This is a genomic window from Kutzneria chonburiensis, from assembly GCF_028622115.1.
Taxonomy (GTDB): domain Bacteria; phylum Actinomycetota; class Actinomycetes; order Mycobacteriales; family Pseudonocardiaceae; genus Kutzneria; species Kutzneria chonburiensis.
Window position 1 is genome coordinate 5,489,583 of the sequence record NZ_CP097263.1, and the last position, 21,482, is coordinate 5,511,064.

Annotated in this window: 23 protein-coding genes; 9 read left to right on the forward strand and 14 right to left on the reverse strand. The window is 69.8% G+C overall.

Translation table 11 applies throughout. From position 1 onward, the window contains the following. Positions 1-132: 132 nt before the first annotated feature. Entirely contained in the window at positions 133-339 is a 207-nt protein-coding gene (locus tag M3Q35_RS24745) for a DUF397 domain-containing protein (RefSeq protein ID WP_273934855.1), read from the reverse strand. Positions 340-401: 62 nt separating this feature from the next. Beyond that, positions 402-1,250, reverse strand: a complete 849-nt coding sequence (locus tag M3Q35_RS24750) for a helix-turn-helix domain-containing protein (protein ID WP_379794305.1) — start codon at positions 1,248-1,250, stop codon at positions 402-404. 181 nt (positions 1,251-1,431) lie between these two features. Between M3Q35_RS24750 and M3Q35_RS24755 the strand changes: the two genes are divergently transcribed. Further along, on the forward strand, positions 1,432-1,650 hold the full coding sequence (locus tag M3Q35_RS24755; RefSeq protein WP_184866336.1) for a hypothetical protein: 219 nt from the start codon (positions 1,432-1,434) through the stop codon (positions 1,648-1,650). A 9-nt stretch (positions 1,651-1,659) separates the two neighbouring features. After that, positions 1,660-2,007 (forward strand): hypothetical protein, encoded by a 348-nt coding sequence (locus M3Q35_RS24760; protein WP_273934858.1) that lies wholly within the window; start codon positions 1,660-1,662, stop codon positions 2,005-2,007. A 157-nt stretch (positions 2,008-2,164) separates the two neighbouring features. Here the strand turns inward: M3Q35_RS24760 and M3Q35_RS24765 are convergent, their stop codons facing one another. Then, positions 2,165-2,599 carry a hypothetical protein gene (locus M3Q35_RS24765; RefSeq protein WP_273934860.1) on the reverse strand — a complete coding sequence of 145 codons (435 nt, stop codon included), beginning with the start codon at positions 2,597-2,599 and terminating at the stop codon, positions 2,165-2,167. Positions 2,600-3,048: 449 nt separating this feature from the next. Between M3Q35_RS24765 and M3Q35_RS24770 the strand changes: the two genes are divergently transcribed. Next, complete coding sequence (locus M3Q35_RS24770; RefSeq protein ID WP_273934863.1) at positions 3,049-5,295, forward strand: bifunctional SulP family inorganic anion transporter/carbonic anhydrase; 2,247 nt, start codon at positions 3,049-3,051, stop codon at positions 5,293-5,295. A gap of 97 nt (positions 5,296-5,392) precedes the next feature. On the opposite strand, the gene M3Q35_RS24775 is transcribed toward M3Q35_RS24770, so the two are convergent. Then, positions 5,393-6,019 carry a helix-turn-helix transcriptional regulator gene (locus tag M3Q35_RS24775; protein ID WP_273934865.1) on the reverse strand — a complete coding sequence of 209 codons (627 nt, stop codon included), beginning with the start codon at positions 6,017-6,019 and terminating at the stop codon, positions 5,393-5,395. 221 nt (positions 6,020-6,240) lie between these two features. Here M3Q35_RS24775 and M3Q35_RS24780 point away from each other — a divergent pair, with 221 nt between their 5' ends. Next, complete coding sequence (locus M3Q35_RS24780) at positions 6,241-6,885, forward strand: FadR/GntR family transcriptional regulator (protein ID WP_273934868.1); 645 nt, start codon at positions 6,241-6,243, stop codon at positions 6,883-6,885. Here M3Q35_RS24780 and dacB read toward each other — a convergent pair. From dacB to M3Q35_RS24795, 3 genes are all read right to left on the reverse strand, one after another. Further along, the gene (gene dacB, locus M3Q35_RS24785; protein ID WP_273934870.1) at positions 6,882-8,450 is read right to left on the reverse strand and encodes a D-alanyl-D-alanine carboxypeptidase/D-alanyl-D-alanine endopeptidase; all 1,569 of its coding nucleotides are present in this window, start codon (positions 8,448-8,450) and stop codon (positions 6,882-6,884) included. The two genes, M3Q35_RS24780 and dacB, sit on opposite strands and share 4 nt — an antisense overlap. Before the next feature lie 143 nt (positions 8,451-8,593). Continuing rightward, on the reverse strand, positions 8,594-10,039 hold the full coding sequence (gndA, locus tag M3Q35_RS24790) for an NADP-dependent phosphogluconate dehydrogenase (protein WP_273934872.1): 1,446 nt from the start codon (positions 10,037-10,039) through the stop codon (positions 8,594-8,596). A gap of 45 nt (positions 10,040-10,084) precedes the next feature. Beyond that, positions 10,085-10,528, reverse strand: coding sequence for a MarR family winged helix-turn-helix transcriptional regulator (locus M3Q35_RS24795; protein WP_273934874.1), 444 nt, complete (start codon positions 10,526-10,528; stop codon positions 10,085-10,087). A gap of 36 nt (positions 10,529-10,564) precedes the next feature. Here M3Q35_RS24795 and M3Q35_RS24800 point away from each other — a divergent pair, with 36 nt between their 5' ends. The 3 genes from M3Q35_RS24800 to M3Q35_RS24810 all read left to right on the forward strand — a co-directional run bounded on the left by M3Q35_RS24800 (position 10,565) and on the right by M3Q35_RS24810 (position 12,806). Further along, on the forward strand, positions 10,565-10,873 hold the full coding sequence (locus M3Q35_RS24800) for a DUF2218 domain-containing protein (RefSeq protein ID WP_273934876.1): 309 nt from the start codon (positions 10,565-10,567) through the stop codon (positions 10,871-10,873). A 17-nt stretch (positions 10,874-10,890) separates the two neighbouring features. Further along, positions 10,891-11,703 (forward strand): SAM-dependent methyltransferase, encoded by an 813-nt coding sequence (locus M3Q35_RS24805; protein WP_273934878.1) that lies wholly within the window; start codon positions 10,891-10,893, stop codon positions 11,701-11,703. A 113-nt stretch (positions 11,704-11,816) separates the two neighbouring features. Then, a complete protein-coding gene (locus M3Q35_RS24810) occupies positions 11,817-12,806 on the forward strand; it encodes an undecaprenyl-diphosphate phosphatase (protein ID WP_273934881.1) in 990 nt (329 codons plus the stop codon). Positions 12,807-12,830: 24 nt separating this feature from the next. Here the strand turns inward: M3Q35_RS24810 and tesB are convergent, their stop codons facing one another. The 3 genes from tesB to M3Q35_RS24825 form a co-directional block, all read right to left on the reverse strand. Then, complete coding sequence (tesB, locus tag M3Q35_RS24815; protein ID WP_420704697.1) at positions 12,831-13,841, reverse strand: acyl-CoA thioesterase II; 1,011 nt, start codon at positions 13,839-13,841, stop codon at positions 12,831-12,833. A 9-nt stretch (positions 13,842-13,850) separates the two neighbouring features. Beyond that, the gene (pyk, locus tag M3Q35_RS24820; RefSeq protein WP_273934883.1) at positions 13,851-15,275 is read right to left on the reverse strand and encodes a pyruvate kinase; all 1,425 of its coding nucleotides are present in this window, start codon (positions 15,273-15,275) and stop codon (positions 13,851-13,853) included. 158 nt (positions 15,276-15,433) lie between these two features. Next, a complete protein-coding gene (locus tag M3Q35_RS24825) occupies positions 15,434-16,051 on the reverse strand; it encodes a hypothetical protein (RefSeq protein WP_273934884.1) in 618 nt (205 codons plus the stop codon). Between the two features lie 161 nt (positions 16,052-16,212). Here M3Q35_RS24825 and M3Q35_RS24830 point away from each other — a divergent pair, with 161 nt between their 5' ends. Beyond that, positions 16,213-16,983, forward strand: coding sequence for an alpha/beta fold hydrolase (locus M3Q35_RS24830; RefSeq protein ID WP_273934886.1), 771 nt, complete (start codon positions 16,213-16,215; stop codon positions 16,981-16,983). Positions 16,984-17,061: 78 nt separating this feature from the next. Here the strand turns inward: M3Q35_RS24830 and M3Q35_RS24835 are convergent, their stop codons facing one another. The 4 genes from M3Q35_RS24835 to M3Q35_RS24850 are packed head-to-tail and all read right to left on the reverse strand — an operon-like array spanning position 17,062 to position 20,154. Continuing rightward, positions 17,062-17,724 (reverse strand): DUF2461 domain-containing protein, encoded by a 663-nt coding sequence (locus M3Q35_RS24835; RefSeq protein WP_273934889.1) that lies wholly within the window; start codon positions 17,722-17,724, stop codon positions 17,062-17,064. A 17-nt stretch (positions 17,725-17,741) separates the two neighbouring features. Continuing rightward, positions 17,742-18,935 carry a Fic family protein gene (locus tag M3Q35_RS24840; RefSeq protein ID WP_273934891.1) on the reverse strand — a complete coding sequence of 398 codons (1,194 nt, stop codon included), beginning with the start codon at positions 18,933-18,935 and terminating at the stop codon, positions 17,742-17,744. A gap of 16 nt (positions 18,936-18,951) precedes the next feature. After that, complete coding sequence (locus M3Q35_RS24845; RefSeq protein ID WP_273934892.1) at positions 18,952-19,341, reverse strand: MmcQ/YjbR family DNA-binding protein; 390 nt, start codon at positions 19,339-19,341, stop codon at positions 18,952-18,954. 48 nt (positions 19,342-19,389) lie between these two features. Next, positions 19,390-20,154: a bestrophin-like domain gene (locus M3Q35_RS24850; RefSeq protein ID WP_273934894.1), complete on the reverse strand. Its 765-nt coding sequence runs from the start codon at positions 20,152-20,154 to the stop codon at positions 19,390-19,392. A 183-nt stretch (positions 20,155-20,337) separates the two neighbouring features. Here M3Q35_RS24850 and M3Q35_RS24855 point away from each other — a divergent pair, with 183 nt between their 5' ends. Further along, entirely contained in the window at positions 20,338-21,360 is a 1,023-nt protein-coding gene (locus tag M3Q35_RS24855; RefSeq protein ID WP_273934897.1) for a DUF6923 family protein, read from the forward strand. The last annotated feature ends 122 nt before the right edge of the window (positions 21,361-21,482 follow it).

The window sequence follows — 21,482 nt, forward strand, 5'->3', positions numbered from 1 at the left end:
GAGGGCAACAGCCCGCGGCGGCGGAACATCGATCGGTTCGCGTCCCCCATCACCGGCCTCGGACGCGCGCCTTCGTCCGAGGCCGTTGGCGTGCCGTGGGGCGCCTGTCCCCACGGCACGGTCGTCAGCGGGTCAGTCCCGGGAGAACCCGTCCCGGCTCGCGGTGGCCAGGAACCGCCGCCAGCCGGCCTCGCCGACCAGCAGCGAGCCGCCGGCCGGGTTCTTCGAGTCGCGGACCGCGGTGTCCGCACCGGCGAAGGCGATCTCCACGCAGCAGACGTCGCGGGGACCGCTGTAGCTGCTCTTCCGCCAGGTCAGGTCGGCCTGGGTTTCGATCACGACAGCACACTCCTTGGTTGCAGCCCCTTCGCGCGCCGCCTGCCGCACGGCCCGGCCGGGGCCTAGTCGAGTTGACCGGCCGCGTCCGCGATGAAGGCCACCGAGTCCTTGGGGCTCAGCCCCGCGGCCACCAGATGCCCCCACAGCATCGAGTAGTAGTCGACCTCATCGGCGTTCTCCTGGAACGTCCCGTCGACCGTGCCTTCGACGTAGACCACGTCGCGGTCGGCGGGATCGGGGAATTCCATGATCACGAATGACGCGCCCATACCGGGGTACGAGCGGTGCGCGAAAGGGATCACCTGGAAGGTGACGTTCGGTCGGGTGGACAGGTCCACCAGGTGTTCCAGCTGGGTCCGCATGACGTCGGGGCCGCCGACCGGACGCCGCAGCACGCTCTCGTCGAGCACGAACGAGACCCGGGGCGGGTCGTCGCGCTCCAGGATCCGCTTGCGCGTCAGGCGCATCGTGATCCGGCGTTCCGCCTCGTCCGGCGACATGTCCGGCGCGCCCTCGGCGATCAGGGCCCGGATGTAGGCCTCGCTCTGGGCGAGTCCGGGCACCAGCATCGCGTTGTAGGTACGCAGGATGGCCGCCTCGGCCTCGAAGCCGAGGAAGGCTCCGCGGCCGACGTCGCCGAAGGATTCCCACCAGCCCTTGATGCGGGCCTCGCGGGCGATCTGCACGAGATATTCTCGCTGTTCCTCCGGCACCCCGTAGAGCAGTAGCATGTCGCGCACGTCCCGGGGCGTTACCCCGACCCGCAGCGTCTCGATGCGACTGATCTTGGACGGCGAGCACTCCAATTTCTCGCCGACGTCCTCGATGGTCAGGCCGGCCGTCTCTCGCAGCCGACGCAGCTCACTGGCGAGACGACGCTTGCGAACCGTGGGGCTCGGTTGCATGGTCACCTGTCAACCGCCTTTCGCACGAACCTCAGTGTGGAACGGGACTTGAGGGGCCGCAAAGACCTGTCATCCAATCGTGTAGTGCAACTTGCAGAAACCCTCCGGCCGGTCGCAGGCTGCTAGCCAACACGCCGCTCCGGGGATGTCAAGCGGGTGCCACCCACCAACAGTGGAAGGACCAAGGATGACCGAGTTCACCGGACGTCGTTGGGACATCGCCTGCCTGGACGCGCTCGACCGGAAGCGGCAGGTGCAGGTGTGGTCCTGCCCCGGCCGGATCGTCATGATCTCACCGCCTGCCGAGACCTCCACCCTGTCGATCGCCGAGGCCACCCAGCTCCGCAAGAGCCTGGAACGCGCCATCGAAGAGGCAACCGCCCTGCTCGTGAACCGGGTGGGGTGACCCCACCCCATGCCCACCAGCGTGTTCAGTCAACTCGACAAGTCCCTGCACGAGCATTTGTCCGACCTGATGCGCTTGGCCGCCAAGGCTGACGACCGTACCGCGATCAGCCTGGCCCGGGCCGAACTACCCCGTATGGTGACCGCCCTCAAGGCGCTGCTGGACGAGCACACGCCGGACGAGAACGGCCGCTGCCCCACCTGTCGTACCCGCCGCTTCAGCCGGCGCCTGCCCTCGCCGTGCCGCGCCTACCTGGCCGCGCACCTGTGCCTGACGATCACCCGCGACGAACCGCGCGCGACCAGGTCGGACCAGGCGAGCAGCCGCCGCCACGGCCATCTCCGCAGCGCCGGTTGAGGGTCTGACCGGACATCCCCATGACGACGCGGACCCCGAGTCCGTGGTCGATCCGGGTGGCGCATCACCCCCGTACGCCCCCTCCCCGCGCCACCCGGGACACACACGCGATCCCCGCCCCACTCCCAGACCATCGCCGGGCGGGGATCGTGTGTGTCTAGCGATCTTCACTCGATCGAGTGAAGAAACCATTGCCGGAGCGCGGATTCCGCATCGCCGTCGCCGCGCCGGCCGGCCGCAGCAGCAGCGGCTCCGGGCCCTCGATGAACGCCGCGCCGAACTTCGTTGCGACACCAGCAAGTTCCGCATTGCCGACCAGCACCGGCCGGCCGTCGTGACAGTGATCGGCCAGCCGCGAGCCGTCCTCGAACACCAGCGCGCACGCCTCGGCCCGGGCCACACCGGAGATGTTCTTGACCACGTAGGTCGCGCCGTCGGCGGTGTCGAGCAGTTCTCGCATCACCGCCCGCAACGCCCGGCTCCGCGGATCGGGCCGCAGCAGCGCCACCCGGGCCATCGCCCAGTCCTGCACCCGCCTCCCGACCGGATGCCGCTCCTGGTGATACGTGTCGAGCAGTCCTTCCGTTGCCACGTCCCGGATCGTGGTGTCGGTGGACCGAGTGCCGTGACGACACCTGTTCCGGCTCGACACCGGGGAAATCGATGCCGGCCAGCCGCCGCACCGCACTGTGCGCGCCGCCGCCGATGACCCGGCGGCCGATGCGGCGCAGGTCGGGTCAGCCCGGCCGTCCACCTCGCGCCGCCGCTCCAGCACCAGCCCGGCCAGCCCAGCTCGTCGGATGATCCCTTGGGCGTCCAGAGGCGTCAGAAACCCAGATGCCGCAACGTGATCACTTGACGTGACGGAGTACCGGGCAGGGGTGGCCGGAACCTCACCCGATCGAGCGTGATCGTGACCACTTCTCCGCCGTCAGCTGTGGGTAAAGTAATATTTACAGTCCGTTGACCTCTGGTGGGGGTAACTCTCGGCATCATGGAGGTCACGGAAACATCAGCTACCGATTACTGGGGAGTCACATCTTGACCGTCTCCGAGGAGCGCTCGAAGAAGTCACACGCGGGTGAGCACACGACGGCGGGACCGCCGCCGGGCGGCCTGCGCTCGGTGCTGCGCTACGACCTACCCGCGTCGTTCGTGGTCTTCCTGGTGGCAGTGCCGCTGTCGCTGGGCATCGCGGCGGCCTCCGGCGCGCCACTCATCGCCGGCCTCATCGCCGCCGTGGTCGGCGGCATCCTGGGTGGCCTGGTCAGCGGGGCCCCGCTTCAGGTCGCGGGCCCGGCGGCCGGCCTCACGGTCATCGTGGCCGGCCTGGTCGCCCAGTTCGGCTGGGCCGCCACCGCCGCCATCACGGTCGGCGCGGGCCTCATCCAGATCCTGCTGGGTCTGAGCCGCGTCGGCCGGCTCGCCCTCTCCCTCTCACCGGCCGTGGTGCACGGCATGCTGGCCGGTATCGGCGTCACCATCGCCATCGGCCAGCTGCACGTCATGCTGGGCGGGGCCAACCAGGGCTCGGTCCTGGACAACGTCATCGAACTCCCGGCCCAGATCATCGGCCTGCACCCGGGCGCGCTGCTGGTCGGCGCGCTGACCATCGCGGTGATGGTGCTGTGGCCCAAGCTGCCCAAGGTCAACGTGGTGCCGGCGCCGCTGGTCGCGGTCGGTGTCGGCACGGCCGTGGCCGCGGGCTTCTCCCTCGACCTGGCCCGGGTCTCGCTGCCGTCGGACATCATCAACGAGGTCGTGCTGCCGCAGCTGCCCAGCGGTCCGGTACTGGCGATCATCGGCGGCGTGCTCACCGTCGCGCTGGTGGCCAGTGTCGAGTCGCTGCTGTCGGCGGTGGCCGTGGACAAGCTGCACGACGGCCCCCGGGCCAACCTGGACAAGGAACTCATCGCCCAGGGCGTGGCCAACACCGTCTCCGGCGCGCTCGGCGGTCTGCCGGTCACCGGCGTGATCGTGCGCAGCTCGACCAACGTGGCCGCGGGCGCGAAGTCTCGCTGGTCCACCATCCTGCACGGCCTGTGGATGCTGCTGGCCGTGCTGCTGCTGGCAGGAGTCCTGCGGCAGATCCCGATGGCCGCGCTGGCCGCGGTGCTGATCGTGATCGGTGTCCGGCTGGTCAGCGTCGCACACATGAAGCAGCTGTGGCGGCACCGCGAAATGGTCGTGTACGCCGCGACCCTGCTCGGCGTCATCGCGTTCGGTCTGGTCGAGGGCGTGCTGGTCGGCCTGGCCGTGGCCCTGATCCGCGCGTTCTACCGGCTCACGCATTCCACTGTGGACGTTCAGCGTGAGGACGGCCGCTGGTACGTCAGCGTCCACGGCTCGCTGGTGTTCCTCGGCGCCGGCCGGTTGGTGCGCGAGCTGCGGGCCATTCCGCTGCGCGAGAGCGTTGTGCTCGAACTGCACGTCGACTTCATGGACCACGGCGTGTTCGAGGCGATCAACGACTGGCGCATCGGCTACGAGCGCACCGGTGGCCGGGTGCGCGTGGACGAGGTGCTCGACAGCTGGTACCACCGGGCCATCGGCGGCCGGCCGCAGCGGCGCAAGGCCGTGCGGCAGGACGTGCCGCCGCGCTGGTTCGCGCCGTGGTCGCACTGGCAGCAGACCGAGCCCACCGACATCGAGGTGCCCAGCCAGGCCGACAGCGACGACCACCTGATCGCCGGCATCCGCGCGTTCGAGAAGCACGCGGCGCCGCTGGTCCGGCCGTTCCTGAGCGAGCTGGCCGAGCACGGCCAGAAGCCGAAGCAGCTGTTCATCACCTGCTCCGACTCCCGGGTGCTGCCCAACCTGTTCACCAGCAGCGGCCCCGGCGACCAGTTCAGCCTGCGCAACGTGGGCAACCTCGTGCCCAACCACGGCGAGGACGCCTCCGTCGGCTCAGCCGTCGAGTACGCCGTCGATGTGCTGTCCGTGCAGGAGATCGTGGTCTGCGGGCACTCCGACTGCGGTGCCATGAAGGCCGTGCTGGCCCAGTCGGTGACGGGCCCGTCGGCGCTGCACGACTGGCTCCGCTACGCCGAGCCCAGCCTGCTGCGGCTGGCCGCGACCGCCGGCGAGGACGCCGAGCTGCCGGCCAACGAGCGGCTCTGCCTGGCCAACATCGCCCAGCAGCTGGAAAACCTGCTCAGCTACCCCAACGTCGCCGCGGCCGTGGCGGCGGGCAAGGTCCGGCTGGTCGGCATGTACTTCGACATCTCGACGGCCAAGGTGTTCCTGCTCGACCCGGAGCGCCGGGCCCTGCTGGACATCACCGTGTAGTCACAGGGAAAAGCGGTGGTACGGACGGCAGCCGCACGCCCGTACCACCGCACTCCCTCGGGCTGGCGCGGTCCCCTCTGCTGCGCCAATCCCGTTGTCAGATCAGGCCTTCACGGACCGCGAACGCCACCGCGTGCGAGCGGTTGCGCAGCTCGAAGCGCACCGTCACGTCGTGCAGCAGGCTCTTGACCGTGCGCTCCGAGTAGCAGAGCTTCTTGGCGATCTCCCGGGTGCTCAGGCCCTGGGCGATCAGCCGCAGCACGTCGGTCTCCCGGGACGAGATGCCGGACAGCCGCAGCCCCCGCGGCTCCAGCACCTTGGCCTGGAGCCGGCCGACCCGGTCGAGCAGCCGACCGAGCATGTCCGGCGGCATCGAGCCCTCGCCGGCCTTGGCCACGTTGACCAGCCGGACCAGCGCGTCGGCGTCGATCTCGCCGCGCCGGGCCACCGCGCAGACCCCGGACTGCACGGCCGCCAGCACCTCGTTGTCGTCGATGTCTCCGGCCACCAGCACGATGCGCCGGTAGCCGCGGCCCCGCATCCGGCGTAGTAGTGCGGTGACCCGTTCGTCGAAGCGGTCCCCCACCGCGAGCACGACGGTGCGGGCCGGGTCGGCCTGCGCGTCGTCGACGAGTTGGATCTCCGGTCGTCCGCGCAGCGCCATCACGATGCCGCCACGCAGGATCGGGTCGGTCGCGCACACGAATACGGCGGTGCGAGTCATGGTGTTGAGCACGAGTTCCCCTGCCTCCCCATCAGGCACGCCCAGGTTCGGCGCGCCGTGACCTAACGATGCCCTTTGGGGCTTCCCGGCCGCATGGGTGCACGCTCCCGAGTAGCCGGGAGGTTGCACCCAAATTTGGCCCGCTACCGGGTCCTTTGGATCACGGAGCGGTCACGGCGGGGCGGCCGGGACGGGTGGACGGGCCTGTAACCATGGCACACATGCCACCGTTCGATGCCATCTGCTCACGGCCCGTGCACGAGCTCGTCGCGGCCCGGATCCGCCGGCACATCGCGCTGGGCCGGATCGAGCCCGGCGCCGCGCTGCCGCCGGAACGGGAACTGGCAAGGCTTTTCGGCGTCGGCCGGGCGACCGTGCAGCAGGCGGTGGCGCTGTTGGAGGCCGACCGTCTCATCGAGACACGACGTGGTCGGGCCGGTGGTTCGTTCGTGCGGCGGGCCGACACCGACGCGGCGACGGCCGAGGTGCGGGCGCGGAAGGCGGACATCGAGGCAGCGCTGGACTTCCGGCTGGTGATCGAGCCGAGGGCGGCCGCGCTGGCCGCCCGGCATCGCCGCCGTGAGGACCTGGCCGAGCTGCGGCGGCTGGTCGACCGGGACACCGCGTTCCACCTGGCCCTGGCCGCTGCCACCGGCAACGCGTATCTGGTGGACGCCGTGGAGAACACCCGGCTCAGCATGCTGCCGGCACTGCGGCTGCTGTCTGCGAGCAAGGCTCACGATGCCGATCACGCCGGCATCGTCGACGCGGTGGCGCGGCGTGACGCCGCAGCCGCCGAGGAGCGGATGCGACGCCACGCCGAGCGCACGGCCAGGGCCGTACGCGGGATCTTGCGGACCGTCTAGCAGGTGTGCGTGAAAGCGCACTCCAGGCTGTCGCGCGGGTTGGTCGCCTTGGCCGGGGCGCCGGTCTTGGCCCGCGGCGCCAGCCTCGACCCGTGCGTGACGTCGTTGGCCCCGTTGTACTGGGCCAGCCGCACGCCGACCGCGTCCTCGACGTCCTTCACCGTGGCCGGCAGGAAGTTGTTGGACATCAAGGAGAACACCAGCTTCTCCCCGTCGGCCGCGGTGACGTAGCCGGACAGGGCACTGACGCCGGTCATCGAGCCGGTCTTGCCGTGCAGGTTGTTCGCGGCCGGCGTGCCGCCCATGCGGTTGGCCAGCGTGCCGCCGATCGCCGGGTCGGTGTTGCCGGCCACCGGGAGCGCGTCGTACCAGCCCTGGAACCACGGCCGGGACTTGGCGTTGATCAGCAGCTGGGTCAGCTCGGCCGGGCTGACGATGTCGTACCGGGACAGGCCCGAACCGTCGAACTGGTTGTACTTGTTGGGATCGATGCCCAGCGCGCCCAGCTTGGTGGTGAGCGCGTTGACGCCGGCCCCGAAGCTGCCGGAGCCGAGCCGCTCGACGCCTGCCGCCTTGGTCAGCGTCTCGGCCAGCAGGTTGTTGCTGTGCTTGAGCAGCGTCGGCATCAGCTGGCCGATGCTGGCCGAGGTGTGGCTGGCCACCGTCGGCAGGCCGGTCGGCATCTTCTGGAACGCGTTCGTGCCGGCGACCGACACGCCGGCGTCGGCCAGCGCCTGGCGGAACAGCGAGGCCGTGAAGGCGGTCGGGTTGTCCACCGACATCTGGTTGGTGACCGCCGCCGCGCCGGCCGCGATGCTGCCGCTGACGGTGATCGTGTTGGTGCCGTGCACGCGGTTCACCGACAGGCCCGTGGTGGTGCCGGTGGTCGCGGTGTTGGCGATCGTGACGTAGGTGTTCGGCGGGTTCATGGTGACGACCGCCGGCTGGCCCGACGCGCCGGGCGCGACCGTCACGTTGACCGAGCCCGAGGTGGAGTTGCCGTCCGGGGACACCGTCAGCGCCGAGACCTGGGCCGCGTAGAAGTACGGCTCGTCGTCCCAGTTCCAGCCCGGGCCGAGCCGGGTGCTGTCGAAGTACGTGTCGTCGGCGACCAGGTGGCCGGTGACGGCGTTGATGCCGGCCGCCTTCACCTGGGCGGCCATCGCCTTGTAGTCGGCCAGCGTGGTGCTGGGGTCGCCGAAGCCCTTGAGGTAGAGGTCGCCGCTGACCGTGCCGTTGGCCAGGGTGCCGGTGTAGCGGACCAGGGTGTCGAACGAGTAGTCGGCGCCCAGCAGGTCCAGCGCCGCCGCCGAGGTGATCAGCTTCTCGTTGGACCCCGGCACCTGCAGGTTGTCGCCGAGGCGGGAGTACAGGGTCGCCCCGGTGTCGGCGTTGCGGACGACGAGCCCGGCCGTGGCCCCGGCCAGCTCGGAATTGGCCAGGATGGAGTCGAGGTCCTGGCCGAGGGCCGACGTGTTGGCCGAGTCCGCGCTGGCCGCCGCCGGCAGCGCGAGCAGGGCGGCCGCGACGCAGCCGATCGCGATGTTGCGCGAAGAGATTCTCACGGTGCCAAGACGAGCAGATCCCGCCCGAAGTTGCCACCGTTTTGCCATTACGGCCAAACGGCCGCACCCGCGTTGCGCCGCACCGCTTGGAAGGGGGCCTTCCTACACTCGGAGTGCAGGAAGGCCCCCTTCCAAGCATCAGATCAGGCGTTCTGTTCGGTGCGGTCGGCGCTCCAGAGGGTGTGGAAGCTGGCGTCGCCCTTGTCGACGCGCCGGTAGGTGTGCGCGCCGAAGAAGTCGCGCAGGCCCTGGATCAGCGCGGCCGGCAGGCGCTCGGCCCGCAGCGCGTCGTAGTACGACAGCGCCGAGGAGAAGCCCGGCGCGGGCACGCCGGCGCCGGTGGCCGCGACGACGACCCGCCGCCACGACTCCTGGGCCTTGATCACCGCGTCCGCGAAGTACTCGTCGACCAGCAGCGACGGCAGGCTGCCGTCCTTGTCGTACGCGTCCTTGATGCGGTTGAGGAAGCGGGCCCGGATGATGCAGCCACCACGCCAGATGGTGGCCATCGAGCCGAGGTCGATCTGCCAGCCGTAGGTGTCGGCGGCGGTGCGGATCTCGTCGAAGCCCTGGGCGTAGGCGACGACCTTGGAGGCGTACAGCGCCTGCCGGACGTCCTCGACGAACGCGTCGCGGTCGGCGATCGACGGCTTCGACGACGGGCCGGGCAGCACCTTCTGCGCGGCGGCGCGCTGGCCGACGTGACCGGACAGGGACCGGGCGAACACGGCCTCGGCGATGCCGGTGACCGGCACGCCCAGCTCGAGGGCCTCCTGGACGGTCCACCGCCCGGTGCCCTTCTGCTCGGCCTGGTCGGCGATGATCTCCACGAACGGCTTGCCGGTCGCGGCGTCGACGTGCCCGAGCACCTCGGCGGTGATCTCCACCAGGTACGACTCCAGGTCGCCGGTGTTCCAGCTCCGGAACACGTCGGCGATCTCGGCCGGGGTCATGCCGGCGACGTTGGTCAGCAGGTCGAACGCCTCGGCGATGAGCTGCATGTCGGCGTACTCGATGCCGTTGTGCACCATCTTGACGAAGTGGCCGGCGCCGTCCTCGCCGACGTGCGTGCAGCAGGGCACGCCGTCGACCTGCGCGGCGATGGCCTCCAGCACCGGGCCGAGGTGCTGGTAGGACTCGGCCGAGCCGCCGGGCATGATGCTCGGGCCGTTGAGCGCGCCCTCCTCGCCCCCGGAGATGCCGGTGCCGACGAAGTGCAGGCCGCGCTCCTTGAGCGCCTTCTCCCGGCGCCGGGTGTCGGCGAAGTGCGCGTTGCCGCCGTCGACGATCATGTCGCCGGGCTCCATCAGCTCGGCCAGCTCGTCGATCACGGCATCCGTCGGACCGCCCGCCTTGACCATGATGATCACCTGGCGGGGCTTCTGCAGGGACTGCACGAAATCGGCGGTCGTCTCCGCCGGCACGAACTCGCCCTCGGAGCCGTACTGCTCGACCAGGGCCTTCGTCTTCGCCGCGGACCGGTTGTGCACGGCGACCCGGAAACCGTGACGAGCCAGGTTGCGAGCAAGGTTGCTGCCCATCACGGCCAGGCCCGTGACGCCGATCCGAGCCTTCTGTTCAGTTGCCATACACCCAGCCTGCCCGGCTTGGCGCGCAATCTCCAGCCGAGACGGCTAAATCGATCCCGGGTGCTTCCCGCACGCATCCAGGCGCAGCAGCACGGCCAGCAGCTGCTCCCGCTCGGCCGCCGGCAGCGTGCCGAACATCTCCTCGGCCGCACCGCGTTTGGCCTCCTCGATACGGCTCACCAGCAGCCGGCCGGCCTCGGTCAGGCTGACCAGCAGCGAGCGCCGGTCGCCCGGGTCGGGCCGGCGCAGCACCAGGCCCTGCTCCTCGAGACCGTCCACCACCGAGGTGGCGGATCGGGGCACGATGTCCAGCCGGCCGGCCAGGTCGGCCATCCGGATGCCGTCGCCGGCCCGCGCGATCACGCCCAGCGCCCGGCCCTGGCCGGGGGTGAGGCCGAGCGGGGCCAGCTGGCGCATCCACCGGCCGCGCAGCCGTTTGGCCACGTGCGTGAACACGTCGGCCAGCCGGGCCGTGGTGGCGTCGGTCACGTCGACCTCCCTCCGATACTGATCTAATCTCACTATATGACAGGCTCATCATTCACGACGCAGGCGCTGGTCGCGACCGATCGGCCCTCCCGCTACCTGGTGCAGCTGTGCAAGCACTTCGGCCACAAGATCCAGACCGTGTGGACCGAGCACGAGGGCGAGCTGTACTTCGACTTCGGCACCGCCGTCCTGCGCACCCGGCCGGAAGGCCTGCACATCACCTGCACCACCGGCGACGCCGAGGCGCTGGACCGACTGGCCGACGTGGTCGAGCGGCACCTGGTCCGGTTCGGCGCCAAGGACGAGCTCGTGGTCGCCTGGAGCTCGACGGGCCAGGCAGCCTGACATTAGGGTTCGCCGGCATGGAGCTGCCTGACTGGGTGCCGGCGACCATGGACGTCAGCAAGCCGAGTCCCGCCCGGATGTACGACTACTACCTGGGCGGCACCCACAACTTCGAGGTCGACCGGGACGCCGCCGAGCGGGCCATCGCCGCGATGCCGTACACGATCCAGGGCGCACGGGGGAACCGCGACTTCCTGCGGCGGGCCGTGCGGCTGCTGGTCGACGCCGGCATCCATCAGCTGCTCGACCTCGGCTCGGGCATTCCCACCGTGGGCAACGTGCACGAGGTCGCGCAGCGCCGCGACCCCACCACCCGCGTGGTCTACGTGGACATCGACCCGGTCGCGGTGGCCCACTCCACCGCCATCCTGCGGCACAACCACCTGGCCGGCGTGCTACAGGCCGACATGCGCGACGTGGACGCCGTGCTGTCGCACCCGCGGGTGCGCGACCTGATCGACTTCTCCGAGCCGGTCGGCCTGATCATGGCCTCGGTGCTGCATTTCGTGCCTGACTCCTCGAAACCGGCCGACATCGTGGCCGCCTATCGCGACGCCGTGCCGACCGGCAGCCATCTGGTGCTGTCGCACATCGGCTCCAACGAGGAGCCGGGCAACCGGACCGGCATGCTGGCCGACTTCAAAGCCGTGTACCAGAACACGACCAACCCGGTGGTGCTGCGTACCCGGCCGCAGATCGAGGCGTTCTTCGACGGCTTCTCCCTGCTGGAACCGGGCGTCACGCTGGTGCACCAGTGGCGGCCCGACGCCGACCAGGAGCTGCCGGCCAAGCTGCCGCCCGGCTACGGCGGCGTCGGCGTGAAGCCGTGATGCGCGGCCCGGCCGGCCCGAAACACCTGGCGTTCATCTAGGGTTCACCGAACTCAGCACGGCACCCCTTACCGTGCCGCAAGACCCCGGTAGTCAGCATCGGAAGGCGTTTGATGTCGGACCTGAGCTACGTCGAGGCCATCGCCGTCGGGCTGCTCCAGGGGGTGAGCGAGCTGTTCCCGGTCTCCAGCCTCGGGCACAGCGTGCTGCTGCCGGCGCTGGCCGGCGGGCAGTGGGCCAAGGACCTCAGCCTGAGCGGCGACGAGACGCCGTATCTGGCCGTGCTGGTGGCCATGCACGTCGCGACCGCGCTGGCCCTGGTGGTGTTCTACTGGCGGGACTGGGTGCGCATCATCCGCGGCCTGTGGACGTCCATCGTCACGCGGAAGATCGAGAACGCCGAGCAGCGGCTGGGTTGGCTGCTGGTCGTCGGCACCATCCCGGTCGGCATCGCCGGCATCGCGCTCGACCACCTGGTCCGCAGCGTGCTCGGCAAACCCATCCCGACGGCGATCTTCCTGGCGCTCAACGGCCTGGTGCTGTTCGGCGTGGAGCGGCTCCAGCACCGCCGTCGCGACGCCGACGAGATCGAGGGCAACCCGGAAGAGACGATGGTCATCCCCAACGCCGCGTTCCCCTCCGACGACACCGCGCCGCTGCACGCCATCACCGCCGAGCCGCTGAGCGCCGACGAGGCCTCCGAGCGGCGGCTGTCCAAGCTCAGCTGGAAGGAAGCCGTGCTGGTCGGCGGCGCCCAGGCGCTGGCCCTGCTGCCCGGCATCAGCCGCTCCGGCATCACCATCGTCGCCGGCCTGACCCGCGACCTGCGCCACGTCGACGCCGCCCGGTTCGCCTTCCTGCTGGCCACCCCGGTCATCCTCGGCGCCGGCGTGTACAAGATGCCCGAGCTGTTCAAGCCGGCGGTGGCCGGCTCGCTCGGCCCGGCCCTGGTCGGCAGCCTCGTCGCCGGCGTCGCCGCCTACGTGTCGGCCCGGTTCCTGGCCTCCTACTTCGAGACCAGGACGCTCAAGCCGTTCGCCCTGTACTGCATCATCGCCGGCGTCGGCTCGCTGGCCTTCTTCCTCATCCACGGCACCCCCTAACACCCCCGCGAGTCCCGCTTAGCGTCACACCGAAATGCTGAATCCGTTTCGGTATTTCGGTGTGACTGTGGGCGGGACTCGCGGGGGTTTAGGGAGGACTCGGAGGAGGCCTTCCTGCACCACGGTCGCGACCAGCTGGCCGTCCCGGGTGAAGAAGCGGCCGGTGGCCAGGCCGCGGGCGTTGGAGGCGCTGGGCGACTCGCAGTCGTACAGCACCCACTCGTCGGCCCGGAACGGTCGGTGGAACCACATCGCGTGGTCGAGGCTGGCGCCGAGCACCTTGTCCGTGCCCCAGTACACGCCGTGGCGGGCCAGCACCGAGTCCAGCAGCGTCATGTCCGAGGCGTAGGCCAGCACGCACACCTGGAGCAGGTCCTCGTCCGGCAGCTTGCCGTCGGCGCGCATCCACACCTGGTTGCGGGCCTCGTGCGGGCCGCTCTCACGGGTGATCCACGGCGGGTCGGAGACGTAGCGCAGGTCGATCGGCCGCTGCCGGTCCCGGCCCAGCTTCACGGCGTCCGGGCCCAGCTGGGCGATGCGCTCCCCATAGGTGGGCAGCGACTCCGGGTCCGGCACGTCCGGCATCGGCTCCGCGTGCTCCATGCCCGCCTCGACCAGCTGGAACGAGGCCGACAGCGAGAAGATCGCCTTGCCCCGCTGCACGCCGACCACGCGGCGGGTGGTGAACGAGCGGCCGTCGCGGATGCGGTCCACCTCGTACACGATCGGGATGCGCGGGTCGCCCGGGCGGATGAAGTAGGCGTGCAGCGAGTGCACCTTGCGCTCTTCCGGCACCGTGCGGCCGGCCGCGACCAGCGCCTGGCCGGCGACCTGGCCGCCGAACACGCGGACCGAGGAGTCGGCCGGGCTGACCCCGCGGAAGATGTTCTCCTCGATGCGCTCCAGGTCCAGCAGCGCGATCAGGCGGTCGAGCACCGGCTGGCCGTGCGGCACCCCGTCGAGCGTCAACGGCACCGACCCCGGAGCTTTGTCAGCTCCGGGGTCGGCGGCCGCGGCGCGAGCCGCTTCAGTCACTTCGAACTCCTAGGCGTGGTCGTCCTCGCCCAAGCGGTGCACCCGGATGAGGTTGGTCGACCCTACGGTGCCGGGCGGCGAGCCGGCCACGATGACCACCAGGTCACCGGGCTGGTAGCGGCCGATGGACAGCATCGCGAGGTCGACCTGGCGCACCATCTGGTCGGTGGAGTCCACCTTAGGCACCAGGAAGGTCTCGGTGCCCCAGGTGAGAGCAAGCTGACTCAGCACGTCCGGCTCCGGCGTGAAGGCCAGCAGCGGCAGGTGCGTGTGCAGGCGGGCCAGGCGGCGCACGGTGTCGCCGGACTGGGTGAACGCCACCAGGGCCTTGGCGTTGAGGCGCTCGCCGATGTCGCGGGCCGCGTAGGAGATGACGCCCCGCTTGGTGCGCGGCACGTGGGTCAGCGGCGGCACCACGGTGGACTCGCTCTCCACCGCCGTGATGATCTTCGCCATGGTCTCCACGGACTCGATGGCGTAGCGGCCGACGCTGGTCTCGCCGGACAGCATCAGCGCGTCCGCGCCGTCCAGCACCGCGTTGGCCACGTCCGAGGCCTCGGCCCGGGTCGGCCGGGAGTTCGTGATCATCGAGTCCAGCATCTGCGTGGCCACGATGACCGGCTTGGCGTTCTCCCGGGAGATCTGGATGGCGCGCTTCTGCACCAGCGGGACCTGCTCCAGCGGCAGCTCGACGCCCAGGTCGCCGCGGGCAACCATGACGCCGTCGAAGGCCAGCACGATGGCCTCGAGGTTGTCGACCGCCTCCGGCTTCTCCACCTTGGCGATCACCGGCAGCCGGCCCTTGCCCGCCCGGTCCATCACCTGGTGCACCAGGTCGATGTCGGCCGGGGACCGGACGAAGGACAGCGCGATGAAGTCGACACCGAGGCTGAGCGCGAACTCCAGGTCCTCGATGTCCTTCTCGCTCATCGCCGGCACGGAGACGTCCATGCCGGGCAGGGACAGGCCCTTGTTGTTGCTGACCGGTCCGCCCTCGGTCACCTCGCAGACCACGTCCTGGCCCTCGACGGCGGTGACCACCAGGCCCACCTTGCCGTCGTCGACCAGCAGCCGGTCACCGACCTTGGCGTCCTTGGCCAGGTTCTTGTACGTGGTGGACACCCGGTCGTGGGTGCCGGCGACGTCGTCGACGGTGACCCGCACGACATCGCCCGTTCGCCACTCAACAGGGCCGCCCGCGAACGTGCCAAGGCGGATCTTGGGGCCCTGCAGGTCAGCCAGGATGCCGACCGCGCGGCCCGACTCGGCGGCGGTGGTCCGCACCAGGTCGTACACCTGCTTGTGGTCGGCGTGGCTGCCGTGGCTGAAGTTCATCCGGGCCACATCCATGCCCGCCGCGACCAGGTCGCGCATCTTCTCCGGGGTGGACGTCGCTGGCCCGAGGGTACAGACGATCTTCGCTCGTCGGCTCACGTTCCAGCAGCTTAGACCGCCGCACTGGACCGATCCCGAACTACCCGGGGGTAATGTTTGGGAAACCCCTTGGAAACGGTCCCGGCGCCCCTTCTTTTCAGCGCACCGTCACCATTCGATCACTGTTCGTTCACCCTCGGGCCGTTCTCGCGACCGAATCAGTCCTCGGTGTCGTCCTCCGCCGGCGTCTCGACGGCCACGGATTGCGCCGTCGTCATCTCCGGCTTCGACTCGACCGGCGTCGCCAGGCCGCGCTCGGCCGCCAGCTCCTCGAGGCCGTAGCGGGACACGATCTCGGCGTCGGCCAGGTCGATGACCCGCAGCCCCTCGGCCTCGAGGCGCTCGTTCACCTGGTCGAAGTGGTCCCGGATGATCTGCTTCTCGGCGTCGTTGACCTTGCCGCGGTGCGGCTTGCCGGCGTGCTCGAGGCTGCCGTAGTTGACCTTGACCTCGCCGGTGGACTTGGCCCGGGCCGGCTTGGCGTAGGACTTCTTGGCCGCCTTGAGGACCACGTCCATCGGGTCGTCGGTGGCCAGCTTGTCGAACTCGGCCAGCGGCATCACCACCGCGCGCGGCGGCTCACCGGCGGTGTGCACCTCGAAGCTGACCACGTCGATGGCCAGCTCGTCGATGTTCGCCAGCTCGCCCGGCGCGGCCTCGATCTCCACCGGACCGTCGGCCAGCGCGGGGTGCTGCGTGACGACGATCTTCACCAGCTCGCCGTCCTCGACGATCTTGCCGCTCAGGTCGGAGAACAGCACAACCTTCTGGCCCATGGCCGGTAATTCCTCTCGTCGTGGCGGGCGCGGACTAGGGGCGGAGTCTGCCACAGCAGAGCCCCGCACCCCGTGCCGCGACACGCTGGCTTAGAACGCGTGTTCGATACTAGCGCGGTCGCGGGATGTCGCATTCCGGTGTTCTGTTTCGACGTATGGGCATGCAGACAGTGACCTCCAAGGACGGCACCTCCATCGCGTACGACCGGAGCGGGCAGGGGCCGACGCTCGTGCTCGTCGGCGGCGCCTTCATGACTCGCGCCTCCTTCGCACCCCTCGCCTCCGCCCTCGCCGCGTCGTTCGACGTCGTCGCGTACGACCGCCGGGGCCGGGCCGACAGCACCATCGTCGAGCCCTATTCCGTCGACCGTGAGCTCGAGGACCTCGCCGCCGTGCTCTCCGCCGTGGGCGGCTCTTTCCTCTACGGCATGTCCTCCGGCGCCGCTCTGGCGTTCCTCGCCGCCTCCGCCGACCTCCCCATCACCCGCGTCGCCGGCATGGAGCCCCCGTACCGCCTTCCCGACGCGCCTCCCGTAGACCCCACCTACGGCCCCGTCCTCACGTCTTTGATCGAGGCCGGCCGCAACGACGACGCCGTCGCCCACTTCATGCTCAACGGCGTCGGTCAGCCCCAGGCCGTCGTCGACCACATGCGCGCCGACCCTTTCTGGCCCCACCTCGTCGCCCTCGCCCCCACCCTCGTCCACGACAACGCCGTCATGGCCGACGGCGGGCTACCCCCGTTCCTGTCGACCATCACCGTGCCCGCCCTCGTCGTCAGCAGCACCGGCTCGAGCCCTTGGCTCCAGTCGGCTGCCGCTGCCGCCGCCGCTGCGGTACCCGACGGCCGGCACGTCTCCCGCGACGGCGGCTTCCACGACCTCCCGCCCGAGGTCCTCGCCGCCGTGCTGACCGAGTTCTTCAAGGCGTGACAAGACCGACGAGATCCCGGACCGCCACATCGGCGATCCGGGATCTCGTCCGTACAGGACAGAAGCGCCAGCCCGCCGTCACCGTGCCGGGCGTTCGCTCACGCCGACGTGGTCGGCGGCCCATTCGTTGAAGGGGCGCAACGCCCGCCACGCCTTGCGGACGCGGTCGAAGGAGCCGCGCTCGTGCAGGACGTCGTCGGGGTCCCAGGTCATGGAGGCGTACAACGACTTGTGGCGCAGCAGGTCGATGCGCGGGTGGTCGAGCTCGTAGCCCCGCGGCTTGGTCTTGAGCTGCTCGCCCTTGATCTCGAAGCCGGCCTTGGCCAGCTTGGCGATGATCTTCACCAGGGCGTCGCCGCGACGGGAGTCGTCGATCGCGGTGCGGAAACGGGCGAGCTGGTCGGCCTCGAGGTGGAAGCAGCCGCCGCCGACGGTGAGGCCGAGCGGACCGACCTGCACGTAGTACGCCCCGCCGCCCCGGCCCTGCTCGATGACGCCGCCACAGTGGGTCTTGTACGGCGTCTTCTCCTTGGAGAACCGGGTGTCCCGGTACGGCCGGAACACCTTGGGCTCGCCCAGCCCGCCGAACTCCGGCTCCAGCTCGGCCAGCAGGGCCAGCATGGGCTCCCGCACGTCCGCCTGGTACAGGTGCTTGTTGGCGTCCCAGTACACCTTGGAGTTGTCGGCCTCCAGGCCGTCGTAGAAGTCGATGGCGTGCTCGCCGAATCCGAGGAACTTCACGTCGGCAACGATAGGGCCTAGCGGCGATCACGCGGCGAAGAGTTCGCCCGTCCCGGGATGAACGCGGCCATCAGCATGATCGCCGGCTCGATGGTGTGCCGGTCGAGGAGGACAAGTCCGAGGGACTGCAAGCGGTTCACGTCGCGGGTGACCGTCTTGTCGCTGCGGCCGGCGTACTGCGCGGCCAGCTCCGGCGTGAGCATGCGGATCGTGTTGAGCGGCGTCGGACCGTCCTGGAGGGACAGCAGCAGAGTGCGCTGACGGGCGGTGGCCTCGGTGTTGGGCAGCGTCTGGAAGCGCTGGTACACGAAGTTGATCCAGGACACGCGAAGTTGTTGGCGCTGCACGAGTTCGATCTGCTCGCGGAGCAGGTCGACGAAGCCCTGCGCGGCGTAGCAGATGAAGCCGGTGACGTCGCCGCGCCGGGAGGCGTTGGACAGCCGGCGGTAGTACTCGGACCGCGTGCGGTTGTAGTGATCGGACAACAGGTTCGCGGACAGCCACGGCACAAGCCCGCAGTTGGTCAGGATCGCGCACTCCAGCAACCGCGCCGTTCGCCCGTTGCCGTCGCCGAAGGGATGGATCCAGGCCAGGTAGAGGTGGCTCAGCGTGGCCGCGAGAAAGGCGCCGAAGAAGCGGATGTTCGCCGGTTGGGTGTCGTTGCCCTCGGTGAGCTGCGCGATCCACGCCACGAGCCGGTCCATCAGGTACGACACATCCTGTGGCGGAGCGCCGCGGTAGTTCCCGACGACCAGGTTGGCGGTGGTGAATTCGCCCGGCACCACATGCTCGTCGGTCTCCAGCCCGGCCAGCACCTGCCGGTTCTGCTGCTTGATCCAGTCGACCGTGATGATCGTGCCGCCGTGTCGGCTGTCCTCGTCGATGGCCCGCAGTGCGGCGACGACGTTCTCGATCTCCTGCTGGAGGTAGCGCCGGGACGGCGGCAGCACGCGACCGTCGTAGATGATCTCGCTGACCTCCTGTTCGGACAGGGTGTTGCCCTCGATCGCGGTGGTCGCGAGCGCTCCCTTGGCCAGATAGACGGCACCGAGCTCCTGGGCGACAGCCGGGGTGAGGGGGCTGCCGGTCAGGTGCTGGCACTTCGAGAACGCCTCGCCAAGCCGAGCCCAGAGCTGGGCATTGGTGTCGAAGTCGAGGCGATAGGCGAAGGTCAGCCAGGGATGGCTGTCCACGTAGTCCCGCTCGTCCACACCTCGATACTAGATTTCACCCCCTTGGTTTGTCCAAAGCAGTGTCCGAGGTGATGTCCAGCTGCTTGACCAGCGACTTGGGCGCGACCGCGCGGTAGGCGTCGGTGACGATCTCGGCCAGCTCGGACCAGTCCTGGGGCACGTCGAGGTAGACGCCGAGCCAGCCGCGGTGGCCGACGTAAGGCGGGCGGTAGAAGCGGGCGGGGTCGGCGGCGACGAGCTCGGCCTGGACGCCGGGGGCGGCGGCGCACCAGAAGCCGAGGCGGTCGTCGTGGTGGTGGTCGGCGTACATGACGAAGGTCTTCTTGTCACGTACGAACCACGTGGGTTCACCATGGCTGAGCCGCTCGGTGGTCTCGGGCAGGGCGAGACAGAGGCGTCGCAGCCGAGGAAGGGGATCGGCCATGGGGCACAGCGTAGGCGCGGATCGGCTGCGACGACCGTCCATTGTGGACTAGGTGAGCCGGGCCATGGCGGAGTTGAAGGCGTCCGGACCGACGTTGGCCCCGCCGTTGAACGGGTCCTGGAGCTGGTAGATGGCGAACAGCAACAGGGTCATGGTCGCGGCCAGCACACCGACGATGATCACGTGGGCGATCAGCTTGGGGCCGCCGAACATGTAGGTGAACACCATGGACAGCACGCTGCCGACGATGAGCGCGAACCAGGTGACCGCGTTGACCCCGCTGCCGTCGGCGGCGTCGAGCCGGTCCTGCCGCAGCTGGTAGACCTGCCAGAGCTGGTTGGACGCCTCGGTCTTGCGGTCCTTGAGCCAGTCGTCGCCGTTGTCGGACGCCTGGTCGATGGCCTGGTGGATCTGGTCGAGGTACTGCGGGCCCGGGCCGCTGACGGTCTCGCCGGCCTGCATCTGCGGCCACTCCTGGTCGCGCACGGTGGTGGCGTACTTGCGGGCCAGGTCGTGGATCTGGGCGCGGGTGGCCTCCGGGAACGAGTCGGCCGACCAGGTGACCGCGACCAGGCTGTTGGCCTCCTGCTGGGCGTTGTCCTGGGCCGAGTTCACCGTGTCGAACAGCGAGATCAGCACGAAGGCGACGAGGACGGCCTGGAGGCCGCCGACGATCACGAAGACGTTGCCGGCCGACTCGTTGTTGACGGACCTCCCATCACCGGAGGTGAGACGGTGTATCAGCACGGTGAGCGCGCCGGCGACAATGGCGACGCCGAGCACCCACACCAGCCCTTGCAGGTAGATGTCCATTCACTCTCCTATGTGCTGACAGCCGATTCAAGCACCGTCTACGGTGGGGACCGTATCCGCCAACTCGTTGAAACAGGAAATCGGTGGGGTGTGACCAGGATTCTGCGCATGACGGGCGTTCTATTACCCGTTCTAGCGATAGCGGCGCTGTTTTCGCCCCAATCGGACGCGGTAACGCCCACCGTGTGTGAGGCAATCCTGGTCCGTACGGGTGAGCACGGCATCGGCACCACCCTTTCGACTGTCAGCCTGCCGAGTGGCGCCGAACGGCAGCTCCGGTCCGCGTCCGTCGAGATGAACGCGCTGGGTTACGTCTCGTCACAAGACCTGGTGTACGGCATCGGTGACCACGGTCACGTTCTGCGCATAGACCGATCGGGTGGAATCAAGGACCTCGGCTATCCGCAGGGGGTCCCGCGCGGCGATCTCGCGCTGGCCACCGCCGGCGCGGCCATGGGCGGCACCCTGGTGGTCCGGCTGGACGACCGGCTGTTCACCATCGACGTCACCCCGTCGAGCCGGACGTACCTGTCCGTCACGCGGGTGGTGCGGATGCGGCCGGAGGCCGACGGCGTTGACGACTTCGCCGTCGACCCGGTCGACGGGCTGTTCTACGGCGTGAACTCCACCCATGGCCGGCCCACCGTCGTCAGCATCGACCCGAGCACCGGCGCCGTTCACGTCGTCGCCACCCCCGCCGGCCTGCCCGCGCACGGCTCCAGCTACGGCGCCGCCGTCATCGACTCGTCCCGCACGCTGTACGTGCTCGACAACGACGACGGCCACCGCAGCCGCCTGTTCGCCATCCCACGCGGCGGTCCCGCCCGGGAGGTGTCGTCCGCACCGGCCGTCGGCACCTCCGACGCCGCCGGCTGCCTCGGCATGCCCACGCCCCCTCCCCCGCCGCCACCTCCGCCCACCACAACCACCACGACCCCACCGCCGCCTCCCCCACCGCCCACGACCACCACGACGCCACCGCCCACCACCACGACCACCCGGGCCGTGGTCATTCCGCCGCCCCCGCAACGCCCCGTAGTCGTGCCCTCCACGACCAAGCCGTGGAAGGCACCCCAGGTGACACCCGTGGCCTCCGCAGATCATGAGGAACGCACGAAACAGCGCCGTTGGGCCCTGACCGCCGTCATCCTTCTGGTCGGCGGCGGCGCCGCAACCCATGCGGCCGCACGGGCTAGGCACCGCTAGCAGCGCTTTTCCGACGAATAGTTGGTGAACACACGGAATGGGTGGGACCAACCCCGGTCCCACCCATTCGTGTAATTGCCACGTCAAACACTCAGGAAGGCCCGGGCTCTTTCGATCGCGCC

Excerpts from the sequence above, each read along its gene's own strand:
- M3Q35_RS24825 (WP_273934884.1), bottom strand. The coding sequence starts at position 16,051 with ATGGGCCAGAAGGTTGTGCTGTTCTCCGACCTGAGCGGCAAGATCGTC.
- M3Q35_RS24800 (WP_273934876.1), top strand. The coding sequence starts at position 10,565 with ATGACAGGCTCATCATTCACGACGCAGGCGCTGGTCGCGACCGATCGG.
- M3Q35_RS24755 (WP_184866336.1), top strand. The coding sequence starts at position 1,432 with ATGACCGAGTTCACCGGACGTCGTTGGGACATCGCCTGCCTGGACGCG.
- M3Q35_RS24830 (WP_273934886.1), top strand. The coding sequence starts at position 16,213 with ATGCAGACAGTGACCTCCAAGGACGGCACCTCCATCGCGTACGACCGG.
- M3Q35_RS24805 (WP_273934878.1), top strand. The coding sequence starts at position 10,891 with ATGGAGCTGCCTGACTGGGTGCCGGCGACCATGGACGTCAGCAAGCCG.
- M3Q35_RS24845 (WP_273934892.1), bottom strand. The coding sequence starts at position 19,341 with ATGGCCGATCCCCTTCCTCGGCTGCGACGCCTCTGTCTCGCCCTGCCC.
- M3Q35_RS24850 (WP_273934894.1), bottom strand. The coding sequence starts at position 20,154 with ATGGACATCTACCTGCAAGGGCTGGTGTGGGTGCTCGGCGTCGCCATT.
- M3Q35_RS24775 (WP_273934865.1), bottom strand. The coding sequence starts at position 6,019 with ATGACTCGCACCGCCGTATTCGTGTGCGCGACCGACCCGATCCTGCGT.
- M3Q35_RS24810 (WP_273934881.1), top strand. The coding sequence starts at position 11,817 with ATGTCGGACCTGAGCTACGTCGAGGCCATCGCCGTCGGGCTGCTCCAG.
- M3Q35_RS24780 (WP_273934868.1), top strand. The coding sequence starts at position 6,241 with ATGCCACCGTTCGATGCCATCTGCTCACGGCCCGTGCACGAGCTCGTC.
- gndA (WP_273934872.1), bottom strand. The coding sequence starts at position 10,039 with ATGGCAACTGAACAGAAGGCTCGGATCGGCGTCACGGGCCTGGCCGTG.
- M3Q35_RS24760 (WP_273934858.1), top strand. The coding sequence starts at position 1,660 with ATGCCCACCAGCGTGTTCAGTCAACTCGACAAGTCCCTGCACGAGCAT.